At 67.1% G+C, this 12788-nt stretch carries 14 protein-coding genes, 1 pseudogene and 2 riboswitches; of the genes and pseudogenes, 3 read left to right on the top strand and 12 right to left on the bottom strand.

Going from position 1 to position 12788, the window contains the following annotated elements; translation table 11 throughout:
- Positions 1 to 39 precede the first annotated feature (39 nt).
- The 3 genes from VG556_RS13015 to VG556_RS13005 all read right to left on the bottom strand — a co-directional run bounded on the left by VG556_RS13015 (position 40) and on the right by VG556_RS13005 (position 1311).
- Entirely contained in the window at positions 40 to 456 is a 417-nt protein-coding gene (locus VG556_RS13015) for a hypothetical protein (protein WP_100450678.1), read from the bottom strand.
- A 3-nt stretch (positions 457 to 459) separates the two neighbouring features.
- Positions 460 to 891: a nuclear transport factor 2 family protein gene (locus tag VG556_RS13010; RefSeq protein ID WP_100450679.1), complete on the bottom strand. Its 432-nt coding sequence runs from the start codon at positions 889 to 891 to the stop codon at positions 460 to 462.
- Between the two features lie 144 nt (positions 892 to 1035).
- Positions 1036 to 1311, bottom strand: a complete 276-nt coding sequence (locus VG556_RS13005; protein ID WP_014648583.1) for a GIY-YIG nuclease family protein — start codon at positions 1309 to 1311, stop codon at positions 1036 to 1038.
- Between the two features lie 40 nt (positions 1312 to 1351).
- Positions 1352 to 1441, top strand: a riboswitch (glycine riboswitch).
- Positions 1442 to 1454: 13 nt separating this feature from the next.
- Positions 1455 to 1560: riboswitch (glycine riboswitch) on the top strand.
- Positions 1561 to 1642: 82 nt separating this feature from the next.
- Between VG556_RS13005 and VG556_RS13000 the strand changes: the two genes are divergently transcribed.
- Positions 1643 to 2260 carry a trimeric intracellular cation channel family protein gene (locus VG556_RS13000; RefSeq protein WP_100450680.1) on the top strand — a complete coding sequence of 206 codons (618 nt, stop codon included), beginning with the start codon at positions 1643 to 1645 and terminating at the stop codon, positions 2258 to 2260.
- A 262-nt stretch (positions 2261 to 2522) separates the two neighbouring features.
- Here VG556_RS13000 and VG556_RS12995 read toward each other — a convergent pair whose 3' ends face one another.
- The 7 genes from VG556_RS12995 to VG556_RS12965 all read right to left on the bottom strand — a co-directional run bounded on the left by VG556_RS12995 (position 2523) and on the right by VG556_RS12965 (position 7975).
- Positions 2523 to 3596: a 3-deoxy-7-phosphoheptulonate synthase gene (locus VG556_RS12995; protein ID WP_014038657.1), complete on the bottom strand. Its 1074-nt coding sequence runs from the start codon at positions 3594 to 3596 to the stop codon at positions 2523 to 2525.
- Between the two features lie 295 nt (positions 3597 to 3891).
- Positions 3892 to 4149 carry a hypothetical protein gene (locus VG556_RS12990; protein WP_014648585.1) on the bottom strand — a complete coding sequence of 86 codons (258 nt, stop codon included), beginning with the start codon at positions 4147 to 4149 and terminating at the stop codon, positions 3892 to 3894.
- A 90-nt stretch (positions 4150 to 4239) separates the two neighbouring features.
- Positions 4240 to 4578, bottom strand: a complete 339-nt coding sequence (locus VG556_RS12985) for a DUF6616 family protein (RefSeq protein WP_100450682.1) — start codon at positions 4576 to 4578, stop codon at positions 4240 to 4242.
- A gap of 48 nt (positions 4579 to 4626) precedes the next feature.
- Positions 4627 to 5367, bottom strand: a complete 741-nt coding sequence (locus VG556_RS12980; protein WP_049408673.1) for a DNA alkylation repair protein — start codon at positions 5365 to 5367, stop codon at positions 4627 to 4629.
- On the bottom strand, positions 5364 to 5864 hold the full coding sequence (locus VG556_RS12975) for a MarR family winged helix-turn-helix transcriptional regulator (protein WP_423179991.1): 501 nt from the start codon (positions 5862 to 5864) through the stop codon (positions 5364 to 5366). The genes VG556_RS12980 and VG556_RS12975 overlap by 4 nt, the downstream gene beginning before the upstream one ends.
- A 72-nt stretch (positions 5865 to 5936) precedes the next feature.
- Positions 5937 to 7235: a sensor histidine kinase gene (locus VG556_RS12970; RefSeq protein WP_100450683.1), complete on the bottom strand. Its 1299-nt coding sequence runs from the start codon at positions 7233 to 7235 to the stop codon at positions 5937 to 5939.
- Between the two features lie 32 nt (positions 7236 to 7267).
- A complete protein-coding gene (locus VG556_RS12965; protein WP_014648590.1) occupies positions 7268 to 7975 on the bottom strand; it encodes a response regulator transcription factor in 708 nt (235 codons plus the stop codon).
- Between the two features lie 184 nt (positions 7976 to 8159).
- On the opposite strand from VG556_RS12965, the pseudogene VG556_RS12960 reads away from it, so the two are divergent.
- Positions 8160 to 9010 (top strand): annotated as a pseudogene (locus VG556_RS12960) (retropepsin-like aspartic protease).
- Between the two features lie 67 nt (positions 9011 to 9077).
- Positions 9078 to 10241: a serine hydrolase domain-containing protein gene (locus tag VG556_RS12955; protein WP_069117774.1), complete on the top strand. Its 1164-nt coding sequence runs from the start codon at positions 9078 to 9080 to the stop codon at positions 10239 to 10241.
- 92 nt (positions 10242 to 10333) lie between these two features.
- Here the strand turns inward: VG556_RS12955 and VG556_RS12950 are convergent, their stop codons facing one another.
- Together VG556_RS12950 and groL are read right to left on the bottom strand one after the other, a co-directional pair.
- Positions 10334 to 10945, bottom strand: coding sequence for a DUF6445 family protein (locus tag VG556_RS12950; RefSeq protein WP_032958237.1), 612 nt, complete (start codon positions 10943 to 10945; stop codon positions 10334 to 10336).
- Positions 10946 to 11077: 132 nt separating this feature from the next.
- Complete coding sequence (gene groL, locus VG556_RS12945; RefSeq protein ID WP_005411226.1) at positions 11078 to 12727, bottom strand: chaperonin GroEL; 1650 nt, start codon at positions 12725 to 12727, stop codon at positions 11078 to 11080.
- Between the last annotated feature and the right edge of the window lie 61 nt (positions 12728 to 12788).

The following is a 12788-nucleotide window of genomic DNA, read 5'->3' as shown; positions in this document are numbered from 1 at the left end:
GTCAACAAACATGGAGCGCCATCCACGCATGGCGTGGATCTACTTCCGGCAGAAGTCCTCCTTCCTCGCGGTGTCCGCAATCTGCGCGGTACTCCAATGCCGGGTGATCCAGATCGCCAACGCGGTGCTGCTGAGATGCCAGCGCAGCATGCCGCGCCGAGGTTGCCGCCACAGGTGGCGCCGGGCAATACAGAAGGCCTCCCGCTCCACTTCAGGCACCTTGTTCTTCATGCTGTCCTTGTCGAAGAACTGGGCGGTGAAGTGCCAGGGATTCATCGGCTGGTATCCCGCCCGTGGTTCACCGCTGCATGCAGCCACACCACTGGGTGTGCGTTCGGCCGGCTTCGGCCGACCGTCTACCAATGCCAGCCCGAGCAGATACAGCAGGCCAGGCAGCAGCGCGACACCGGCGACCAGCACGACGACGGAGATCCATGCGTTACCGGCGGCACGCATCGCTCACTGCGCCTTCGGTTTCGGGTACCACAGCGCGTTGACGATGACCCAGCGCTGGTCGAAGCGCCCCATGTGGAAGTAGTCGACGAACCACGGGGTTTCCAGCCGCACCGAGGCCGCGTTGCCGGTCACGTCCAGCACCGTGCAGCGACGATCCCATTGATCCTTCGGGGTCTTCAGCGCGCCCTGTTTCGTCAGCGAGACCAGCTCCTCCTTCGACATCCGGCGCAGGCCCAGGCGCTCGTCTGGCGTATCACCGAGCACAGCGCGCTTGGCCAGGTCCGGGTGCAGCGAACGGGCGACGCGCTGCGGATCGGCCTCCAGCTGGCCATCGACGTAGTCGTGGCAGGTGGCTTCGATGGCCGCGATCGTGGCGGGGTCGGCGGCAGGGCTCGTTGCTGCGGAAAGCGCGAACAGCAGGGCAATCGTGGACATCCGGGTCTCCGGCTCTGGGCGCGGGCGGATCATCGCATGGGCCGAATGCCCCATCCACGCATGACGTGGATCTACTGTAGAGCCGAGCCCATGCTCGGCTCCCGCATCGGGCAGACGGAACAACAGCCGAGCGTGGGCTCGGCTCTACAGAAGCGCAGGATCCGTTGCCTGCAGCCAGGCCAGCTTGCGTTCGCGGGGCTGCTGCTTGAGTTGCCACTCGGCCCGCGAGGCGGCGGCCCGGTCCGGGTATTCGCGCACGGCCAGCACGCGCAGCGGCGGCCGGGCCCGGGTGTAGCGCGCGCCCTTGCCGGCCTGGTGGGCGGCGAAACGCGCCTCCACATCGGTGCTGATGCCGGCGTAATAGCTGCCATCGCGGCATTCGAGCAGGTACAGGAACCACGGGCGGAGGGATGGGGCCATGCCTGGATTATGCCGTGCTGCACTGCAGCGGATATACTGGCGACCGAATGCAGGAGAGAGGCGCCGCGCTGGCGCCCGCCGAAGGCGCAGGCTCCCATGATCGCTCAGGCCGGTGGGCTGGAATCCCACCAACCATGCATTCGACTCGCCGAGCTGGAGAGAGGTCACCGGGCATGCCCGGGACGATCCGCCGAAGGGGCACGCGGCCCATGCCGCTGAACTCTCAGGCAAAAGGACAGCGGGAGCGGCACCGGTCATCGTCATCCCGTCATTGCGCAGGCAGTGGCGGTGGTCGCGCATGGCCGGCCCCACCGCGCCCGGAGCCTGTCCCATGCTGCTGTCCATCATCTACCTGATCGCCATTTCCGCCGAAGCCATGACCGGCGCACTGTCCGCCGGCCGCCGCCGCATGGACCTGTTCGGCGTGGTCATGATCGCCTGCGTCACCGCCCTCGGGGGTGGTTCACTGCGCGACATCCTGCTCGGCCACTACCCGCTGGGCTGGGTGAAGCACCCCGAGTACCTGGGCTTCACCGTATGCGCGGCGCTGATCGCCACCTGGGTGGCGCGCTGGATGCATCACTTCCGCCGCACCTTCCTGGTGCTCGACGGGCTGGGCCTGATCGCCTTCACCCTGATCGGCTGCTCGATCGCGCGCGAATCCGGCCATGCGATGCCGATCGTGCTGATCGCCGGCATGCTGACCGGCGCGTTCGGCGGGGTGCTGCGCGACATCCTCTGCAACGAGGTGCCACTCATCTTCCAGAAGGAGCTGTACGCGATCATCGCGCTGCTGACCGGCGCGGCCTATCTGTTGCTGCTGCACTGGGGCGTGGCCGATGCCACCGCAATCCTGTGCTGCCTTGGCGGCGGCTTCGCATTGCGCCTGCTGGCGATCCACTACCGCTGGGAAATGCCGAAGTTCGTCTACCACGACGAAGTGCATTGAGCCTCTTCGTAAAGTCGAGCCATGCTCGACTGCTCTTTGCAGGAAACCAACGCGCTTCGCGCGCAGGTCGGGCATGGCTCGACGCTACAGGAAGCGGTATCACCACCCCGGCGATGTACCTGGCGCTGTCGCTCATGCGCAGCGCCAGGCGCATCGCCGGTGCAGATGGGCCGGCCTCCAACTCCGACCGGCCCTGATCGCGGCCGCACCCCCGCAGGCGCTGGCCGCCATCCACACACGTGCCGCACTCAGGCGGCTTCCATCAGGCTGCTTCGGACACCTTCACGTCGCGACGGGCGCGCACGGCCGCAGCCAGACGCTCCAGCACCGTCACGGTGGTGTCCCAGTCGATGCAGCCATCGGTGATGCTCTGCCCGTAGACCAGCGGCTGGCCTTCCACCAGTTCCTGGCGGCCACCGACCAGATGGCTCTCGATCATCACGCCAACGATGCGCTGTTCGCCGTCTTCCAGCTGAACAGCGATGTCCTCGATCACCTTCGGCTGGTTCTCGGGGTTTTTCAGGCTGTTGGCGTGGCTGGCGTCGATCATCAGGCGCGTCGGCAGCTTGGCCTTGGCCAGCACCTGGCAGGCGTCGGCGACGCTGCCGGCGTCGTAGTTCGGCTGCTTGCCGCCACGCAGGATCACATGGCAATCCGGATTGCCGGTGGTCGACACGATGGCGGTGCCGCCCTGCTTGGTGACCGACAGGAAGTGATGCGGATTGGACGCCGCACCCACCGCGTCAGCGGCGATCTTCACGTTGCCATCGGTGCCGTTCTTGAAGCCGACCGGGCACGACAGCCCCGAGGCAAGCTCACGATGCACCTGGCTTTCGGTGGTACGCGCGCCGATCGCGCCCCACGCCACCAGGTCGGCGATGTACTGCGGCGAGATCACATCGAGGAATTCGACACCGGCCGGCAGGCCGAGCTTGTTGATGTCGCGCAGCAGGCCGCGGGCAATGCGCAGGCCCTTGTCGATCCGGAAGCTGCCGTCCAGGTCCGGGTCGTTGATCAGGCCCTTCCAGCCCACCGTGGTGCGCGGCTTCTCGAAGTACACACGCATGACGATTTCCAGTTCGCCGGCCAGCGCGTCGCGCAGCGGCTTCAGGCGCTGGGCGTATTCGATGGCGGCCTTCGGGTCGTGGATCGAGCACGGGCCCACCACCACTGCCAGGCGGTCGTCACGGCCGTGCAGGATCTGGTGCAGGGCCGCGCGCGAGGCGCTGACGGTGTCGGAGGCTTCATCGTCACAGGGCAGCATCGCCAGCAGCTGGGCAGGCGGTGTCAGCGGTTCGATGGTGCGGATGCGCAGGTCGTCGGTGTGCGGGGGCATTGCAGGAGATCTCCGGAACGTTGGGGGTCCCCAGCGTGGCGGCATGAAAAAAGCCGCCAGGTTCGCTGGCGGCTTTCGGGAATGCGTCTGAAGCTTTCTTCAGGGTGAGCGCAGTCCTTCCTCCGCCAGTGGCTTCGGAAAGTAATACCAGTAAAAGCGGGTGGCGGCTGCGTTCATGGGGTGTATTGATAGCACAGCTTTTGCGCAGTGCAAAATGTTTCATCCGCAACCGCGGGTGCGGTTCAGCGAGGCGCGCGCCGGCGCTGCCCACGCGGCAGCAGCCACGCAAAGCTGCTCATTTGCCATGCACTTCCACGTCCAGCAACAGGCCTTCGTGGATGTCGGCCCAGCGCTCCAGCACGCGGTCCAGCTCCTGCCTGGCCTCGTCCAGCTGCTCGGGATTGAGCAGGGAACGGGTGGTGTAGAGGTCGGAGACCAACCGCCGCAGGGCCGCCTCCGGGATGGCCACCGACGGCCCTTCCCGCCCCGGCAACTGCAATGCCGGGCTGTCGCCAAGCGGGCCGAACAGCGTGACCTGGAGCGTGCTCTGCATGATCAACTTCCCTGCGGATGGACATGGGCAATGTCCTGTTTACCGCGTCCGGGTGACAGGCGCATGTGCCATGCGCGTCCGGAGACGCTGCTACAAGGCGGCCAGGTCGGCAAGGTGCTGCCCCATCCCATCGTCTGCGCCGACGGCGTTGATGGTGGCGAAGTACTGATGCCAACCGGTGGCGGCAATGCCGGCCACCAGCGCGTCGGCGTCCGCGCGGCTTGCACAGCGCCAGACCGCATAGAACTGCTCATCGCTGCCGTGCTGTACGCCCGTGGCAATGCGGCCCATCGCCAGCAGTGTGATGCGGACTGGATCGAACTGCTGCATGCCTGCACCGATACGGGCGAAGAAGGCATTCCGCTGCTCGGGCTGGAGCGTGGTCCAGGCGGGGGTGGCGGTATAGAGCTCGATGAAGGTGTGCGACATGCTGCTTCTTCCTTGAAGGTTTGGGGGGTTGCCGGCCAGCGGCCGGCACTACCGGAGCGAGCGCATGGCGCGTTTGCGGATGTAGGCATTGGCATCACCAGGGTGCTGCTGTTGCCAGCGCGCGCACAGCGCACGCAGCCACTGCGGCTGTGTCTTGCCGGCATCATTGAGCCAGTTGCCGACCGAGTCCTGCACATAGCGCTCCGGGTCGTCGGCGAGTGCTTCCAGCATCGCCTCTGCAAGTTCCGGCTGCCGCTTGAACAGCGCGACATGTGTGGCCCACACGCCGCGCGGGCGCAGCGCTTCGCAGGCGAAGCGGCGCAGGTACGGCGATCCTTCCTGCGTCCATGGTTGCAGGTACTCCAGCGCCTGCAGTGGTGCGGCAACAATGTCGGCACGCAGCGCCAGCCACGCCCATTCGCGCACGCCGAAGTGCGGGTCGTCAGCCAGTGGCCGCATCGCCTGCAGCTTGGCCGGCAGCGTCGCGTCGGCTTCGCCGCCGATCAGGTAGCAGGCCCAGCCACGCACCGTGTCTGACGCATGCGCCTGCCAGCGCGCAGGCTCCCCCTGTCCGGCTTCGTGCAGCAACCGCGCCGCCAGCGCCATGCGCTGGGTGATGCCCTTGCCTGAGGCGTCGCGCATGCATTGCAGCGATTCCGGCTCAAGGGCAGGCGCCACCACCTGCAGCAGCGCGGTGAAATCCACGGCCAGGCATTCGGCCAGATGGGTGGCAGCAGCGCTGCCACTGTTGAGTGCATGCAGCCTTTGCGCAGGAACGGGCGTGCTCATGCTGCCGATTCCCGCCCACCGTCCGTGTGCTGCCAGACCTTGTGCAGCAGCTGCGACAGCTGCTGCTGTTCACCCGCATCCAGGCCGTCGAACAGGCCGCTGATCCATTGCGTGTGCTGCTCGAACAACGACTCGGCCAAGCGCTTTCCCGGTGCGGTCAATACGATCTGCAGACGGCGGCCATCCCCGTCATCGCTGCGACGCTGCAGCAGGCCTTCACGCTGCAGGCCATCGAGCAGGCCGCTGATGGTGGCACGGGTCACGCCGGCACGCTCGGCCAGCAGGTGCGGCGGCAGCGTGCCACCGGCCCCGTGCAGCAGGAACAGCACGATGAAGCGGCCCTCGCTGAGCCCATGCGGTGCCAGCCGCGCGGCGCAGTCGCGATCGATCGACGAGGACAACGAGAGCAGCTGGAAGCACAGGCGCAGTTGCGCGATGTTGGGGTGGCCGCGTCGCTGCGATTCCTCCAGCAGGGCCTGATGCTTGGCTTCGATCATCTCACGAACACGATATGGTTAGGCGCCTAATCATATCACCGGATAGCCGCCATCTGTAAACCACAGCCGATATCAGGGGAGCTTTCCCAGCAGCAGGCGCGCGATCAGCCCGCCGCCCTCGCGGTGCAGCAGCTGCAGTTCGCCTGCGTGACGCCTGGCCACGTTGGCGGCCATGGCCAGTCCCAGCCCGGTCCCACCGGTAGCGCGACTGCGCGAGCTTTCGCTGCGCTGGAACGGTTGCAGCAGGCGGACACGATCAGCTTCGGCGATGCCCGGCCCGCGATCCATCACATCCAGCTGCACCCCATGCCCCCACACGGCGACATGCAGCTCCACGGCGCCCGCGTAACGCTCGGCGTTGTCGATGAGATTGTCGACCGCGCGCCGGAGCAGCAGCGCATCGCCATGCCACGGCAGCGTATCCGGGCACTGAAGCGAAATGTCGACCCCGCGCAGCAGCGCCCCTTGCAGGCATTCCTGCAGCAGGGCAGCCAGATCCAGCGAGCGCATCTGCAAGGGCTGCAGCTCGCCGCGTGCATAGTCCAGCACCTGCTCGATCATCGCGTCCATGCGTTCGATGTCCGCCACCATCCGGGCGGCCCGTGGTGCGGGAGCGAACTCGGCGCGCAGGCGCAGGCCGGTCAGGGGCGTGCGCAGGTCATGCGCCACTGCCGCCAGCATATGGGTCATGTCCTGTGCCTGGACCCGCAGGCGTTCGCGACCGGTGCTGATCGCGGCGGCCAGCATCTGCACTTCGCGTGGGCCATCGTCGGGCAATGGCGACTCGGCCTGCAGGTCGACGCGTGCGCTCGCTTCGGCCAGGCGCCGCAGCGGGCGCCCCAACCGGATCGACGCCCACGCCGCCAACGGCGCCAGCAGGATCGCACCGCCCAACAGGGCGAGCATCACCTGGCGGCGCCAGGCCGCCAGGTCACTATGGTCGCTGCCGACCACCCGCCAGCGGCCGTCGGCCTGGCGCATCCCCAGTTCAAACGGCGGCCACTGCATCGCGGTCAGCAGCGCGGCCTGTGATTTCAGCACGCCAGCACGACCGGAGGCGTCCAGTACCGCGCCACCCTCGATGACCTGCACATCGGGCGCCCTGCCCTGCCCCGTCCATGCCAGGCGTACATCCTCGGCCGGCATGCCCATCTGCGCGGCCGCCAGCTGCGCGAGCCAGTCGCTGGCGCTACCTTGGGGGGGCGCGTCCTGCGTCGCCCTGCGCAATCCCAGTGACGCCGGCGCCTGTTCCCCACGCAGTACCTGCATCGCATGGTCCAGCCGCATCGGTGGCGGCGCGGGCCGGGGCATCCAACCCACCACTGCAACGCTGACCAGGGTTGCCAGCAGCAGGCTGGCCAGCGCCAGCATCGCGATCCAGCGAGTGGTCGACCACCGGCTGCTCACAGCACCTGTACCTCAGCGTCGAAGCGATACCCTTCCCCGCGCAGTGTCTGCACGAGGGCTTCTGCCCCGGACGCGGCCTGCCCGAGCTTGCGGCGCAGGCGGCTGATCGCGAGGTCAATGGCACGGTCCACGCTGTCACTGGCTTCTCCGCGACTCAACTGCAGCAGCTGCTCACGCCCCAGCACCCGCCCGGGACGTTCGGCCAGCGCCAGCAACAGGGAAAACTCGCCACGACTCAGCACCAGCTCGGCACCGTCCGGTGCGAACAGGCGACGCTGGTCGGGCAGCAATCGCCAGCCATCAAACCGCAGCTCGCTGGCCACCTGCGTGCGCAGCTTGTCCTGACGGCGCAGCAGTGCGCGTACCCGCGCCAGCAGTTCACGCGGATCAAAGGGTTTGGCCAGGTAGTCGTCCGCGCCCATCTCCAGGCCGATCACGCGGTCCGGTGCAGCCCCCATCGCCGACAGCATCAGGATCGGGATCGCCCTCGCCTGCAGCCTGCGGCAGACCGACAGCCCATCCTCACCGGGCATCATCCAGTCGAGGATGATCAGGTCCGGTCGTTCGGCCTGCAGCAGCACGTCCAGTGCCGCCGCATCCGCCGCCAGGCGTACCTGGTAGCCGTGCAGCAGCAGGTGGTCGGCGATGGCGTCGCGGATGCTGGCATCGTCGTCGACGACGATGACACGGATGGGAGTACTCATTCGGACAGTATCCAGCACCTGTGTATCAGGACGGTATCAACGCCGATATTCCGGCGATACGCCGCCGTGCGCCAATGGTCACCCACGATCACTGCGGAGTCTTCCCTTGCGCCTCTTCCTGTTGCCCCTGTTCGCCGCTCCCTTGCCTGCGCTCGCCTCCAACGCCGCCGCGCACATCCTGCCGATGTGGATGCAGGGCGGTCATCCGGCGGTGGCCGTCTCGCTGGACGGGCGCGCCGAACCGCTGCGCTTCGTGGTCGACAGTGCCGCGGGGGCAACGCTGGTCGATGCCCGGTCGTGCGGCGCTATGGCCTGGAGGATGCGGATGCAGAGGTATCACAGGCGCAAGGGGCGAGTGCAGCTTCGGCGCGGTTGCAGCGCATGCGCAGCACGTCCTGGCAGCTGGGCAGCTGGCAGCTGCAGGCCCAAGCCATGAACGTCGATCTGTCATCGTTGCCGAAGGATGATGATCCAGCCATCGACGGCTTGATCGGCAACGATCTGACCGGGCGCTGGGACACCCGTTGGGACTTCGGCCGCAATCAACTGGCGCTGTGGACACCCGGCGGATTGAACCTGGAAGGACCGGGTTGCCAGCGCAATGCGCTGCCCGGCCGCACTGGCGGCCTGCGCCAGTTCGGCTTCATCACGCTTGCACTGGGCGCGCCCGCGGTGGACGCCATCGCCGTGGTCGACACCGGTGCCGCACAGACCGTCCTCAACGCCGAAGCCGCCCGCGCACTGGGGCTGCGCACCGACGGCAGCGACGCGCGGGTGCGGGTGCGTGAAAAGGGCACCGAAGGCCTGGGCGGCGGCAAGCAGGCAACCTGGCTGTACACCCTGCCCGGCATGGCCGGCGGCGGCTGGCAGCACCCGTCGATGGAGGTCCGCATCAGCGAACTGCCGGTGTTCAAGGCGATCGGCCTGGAGGGCCGGCCGGCGCTGATCCTCGGTGCCGATGCAATGCGCGGCGGCCAGGTGGACATCGGTGCCGGCGCGGCGCGGATCTGCCTGCGCCGGCCGCAGGCCGGCTGACATCTGGCGATGACGCCAGCGGCAGCCCGGCGTAGCATCACCGTGCGCCCCACCAGGAGTTCCACGCATGTGCCGTGCCACCCTGATGTTGCTGACGCTGCTCCCGCTGGCGGTACTGGCCGCGCCGCCACCCGTGCCCTCGCCCACTCGCATCGATGCCGAAGCACGGCGGCTGATGCAGGCGGCCCATGCGCGCGGGATGGCGCTGGCGGTGATCGATGACGGCAAGGTGGTGCATGTGGCCGCCTACGGTGAACGCAACGCCGCAGGCGAGCCGCTGCGCACCGACACCGTGATGTATGCCGCATCGCTCACCAAGATGGCCTTCGGCCACCTGGTCGCACAGCTGGCGCAGGACGGGGTGATCGATCTGGATGCCAGCATCGCCACAGCTCTGGACGTGCCGCTGCCAGACTACCCGCCCGAACCGAAAAAGTACGCCGACTACAGCGTGCTGGCGAGTGATGCACGCTGGCGCCGGCTCACGCCGCGAAAGCTGCTGAATCACGCCAGCGGCTTTGCCAACTTCGGCTTTCTCGAACCGGATGGCCGGTTGAAGTTCCACTTCGAGCCCGGCAGCCGCTACGGCTATTCCGGCGAGGGCCTGATCCTGCTGCAGTTCGTGATCGAACGTGGGCGACTGGGCGAGGATGTGGGTGCGTTGATGCAGCAGCGCGTGTTCGATCGCTTCGGCATGGCGCGCACCAGCATGTCGTGGCGCGCGGATTTCGCCGGCAACCTGGCCGATGGCTGGACCGTCGAAGGCAATACAGAGCCGCACGATCAACGCAGCCGTGTGCGGGCGGCAGGATCGATGGATACCACCATCACCGACATGGCCCACTTCGCCGCCGGTTATGTGCGCGGCGATGGGCTGTCTGCGGCAATGCGCAGGGAACTGGTGCGGCCGCAGCTGCCGATCACCACCGCCAGCCAGTTCCCAACGCTGCAGCCGGAGCTGCCCGTTGCGCAGCAGCACCGGGATCTGGCCGCGGGCCTGGGCGTGGTGACCTTCCGTGGCCCCCAGGGTGCAGGCTTCTACAAGGGCGGCCACGACGATGCGGTCGGCAACACCCTGGTGTGCATCGAGCGGCACAAACGCTGCGTGGTGATCCTGGGCAACGATGTACGGGCCGAGGCCACCTTCCCGGCACTGGTGGCGTTCGTGCTGGGTGATACCGGCGTGCCATGGCAGTGGGAGTACGGCGCGGCGAAGGCCTTCGTCGAATGAAGGCGCGATGATCCCTGGGCGGGGAGTGCGGAGGGATGGGAGCAACCATGCATGGCGTGTGGATCCACCTCACGCGTGGATGCCTGCTCCGCTCAGCGCGCCTGCTCGAAGAACATCAGGTACACCAGCCGGCCATTCTCCGGGCGGTCGCCGAACGCTGGCCCGGCGGTATGCCAGAACCAGGGCCGCAGCAGCACCAGCCGGTTGAAACGCATCGGGATGCGCATGGTCATTTCCCACTGGCTGTCGTCGTTGCTGTCGCGCTCGATGATGTCACGATGCATGTCGCCGCCGTTGGCATAGCCCAATGCGGCCAGCTCCGCTGCATCCAGGGCCATGCGCTCGGTGCCGGTACGGCGGTGGCGGAAGAACTCGGTGCCGCCCTCGCAGTGCTCCGGTGCACTCAGGTAGAGGATGCCCGACCAGTGCGAGTGATCGGCGTGCACCTTGGCGCGGCCGGTGTCACCGGCCAGGGTAAGGCGGAACTTGCCGTGCGACTGCAGTGGGTTGACCGGCCGCAGCGGTTCGTTGACCAGCCGCGAGACCGCGCCGGACAGCCCATCCAGTTCCAGCCGCTGCTGCGAATTGCGGCCGGGGAATGCACCCTCCTGCACCGGATAGGTCAGGCCCAGCGCCGCCTGGCGCAGCCCCTGCGCATCGGCAGGAGAAAGGAAGTCGTCGACGACGATGAACGAGGTAGGCATGGCCACCGAGCGTAGCGATGCGCTGCTGCGGCGGCAACCGGGCAACGAAAAACCCCGCCTTGCGGCGGGGTTCTTCCTTGCATCGGGAGGGCGTGCCGACCAGGGTCGGCAACGACCGCCGGGGACGTGGACTTAGAAGTCCATGCCGCCCATGCCACCCATGCCGCCCATGCCACCGGCGCCACCCATGGCCGGCTCGTCCTTCTTCGGAGCTTCGGCAACCATGGCTTCGGTGGTGATCATCAGGCCAGCGATCGAGGCGGCGTTCTGCAGCGCCGAACGGGTCACCTTGGTCGGGTCCAGGATGCCGAACTGCAGCATGTCGCCGAACTCGCCGGTGGCGGCGTTGTAACCGAAGCTGCCGGTGCCTTCCTTGACCTTGTTGATGATGACCGACGGCTCGTCGCCGGCGTTGGCCACGATCTCGCGCAGCGGGGCTTCCATCGCACGCAGGGCGATCTGGATGCCGTGGTTCTGGTCTTCGTTGGCGCCCTTCAGGCCGGCCAGCGCGGTGATCGCGCGGACCAGGGCAACGCCGCCGCCCGGAACCACGCCTTCTTCAACGGCCGCACGGGTCGCGTGCAGGGCGTCGTCGACGCGATCCTTCTTTTCCTTCATTTCGATTTCGGTCGAGGCGCCGACCTTGATCACGGCAACACCGCCGGCCAGCTTGGCCACGCGTTCCTGCAGCTTCTCGCGGTCGTAATCCGAGGAGGTGTCCTGGATCTGGGTCTTGATCTGCGCCACGCGTGCATCAACGTTGGCCTTGTCGCCGACGCCGTCGATGATGGTGGTGTTCTCCTTGGAGACCTGCACCTTCTTGGCGCGGCCCAGGTCCTTGATGGTGGCCTTCTCCAGCGACAGGCCGACTTCTTCGGAGATCACGGTGCCGCCGGTCAGCACGGCCATGTCTTCCAGCATCGCCTTGCGACGGTCGCCGAAGCCCGGGGCCTTGACGGCCACGACCTTGACGATGCCACGGATGGTGTTGACCACCAGGGTGGCCAGCGCTTCGCCTTCGACTTCCTCGGCCACGATCAGCAGCGGCTTGCCGGCCTTGGCGACGCCTTCCAGCACCGGCAGCAGGTCACGGACGTTGGAGATCTTCTTGTCGTGCAGCAGGATGAACGGGTCATCCAGGTCAGCGGTCTGCGACTGCTGGTTGTTGATGAAGTACGGCGACAGGTAGCCGCGGTCGAACTGCATGCCCTTGACCACGTCCAGCTCGTTGTCCAGGCCCGAGCCTTCTTCAACGGTGATGACGCCTTCCTTGCCGACTTCCTTCATCGCGTCAGCGATGATCTGGCCGATCGACTCGTCCGAGTTGGCCGAGATGGTACCGACCTGGGCGATCGCCTTGTCGTCGGCGGTCGGCTTGGAGATGTTCTTCAGCTCGGCGACGGCGGCCGAGACGGCCTTGTCGATACCGCGCTTGAGGTCCATCGGGTTCATGCCGGCGGCAACGGCCTTGGCGCCTTCGCGGATCAGGGCCTGGGCCAGCACGGTGGCGGTGGTGGTGCCGTCGCCGGCATCGTCGTTGGTGCGCGAAGCAACTTCCTTCACCATCTGCGCGCCCATGTTCTCGAACTTGTCAGCCAGTTCGATTTCCTTGGCGACGGAGACGCCGTCCTTGGTGATGGTCGGCGCGCCGAAGCTCTTTTCCAGCACGACGTTGCGGCCCTTCGGGCCCAGGGTGGCCTTGACGGCATTGGCGAGAACGTTGACGCCGCGCACCATGCGCGAACGGGCGTCTTCACCGAAACGAATATCCTTGGCAGCCATTGCATTTACCTCATTGGTAGCGCCGGACGATGCCCGGCGGCTGGGAGTTTGGGATCAGGTT

The organism is Stenotrophomonas sp. CASM106, from assembly GCF_049384825.1.
Classification (GTDB): domain Bacteria; phylum Pseudomonadota; class Gammaproteobacteria; order Xanthomonadales; family Xanthomonadaceae; genus Stenotrophomonas; species Stenotrophomonas muris.
The sequence above is the reverse complement of the archived record's forward strand: the minus strand, read 5'-3'. Positions and strand labels throughout refer to the sequence as shown.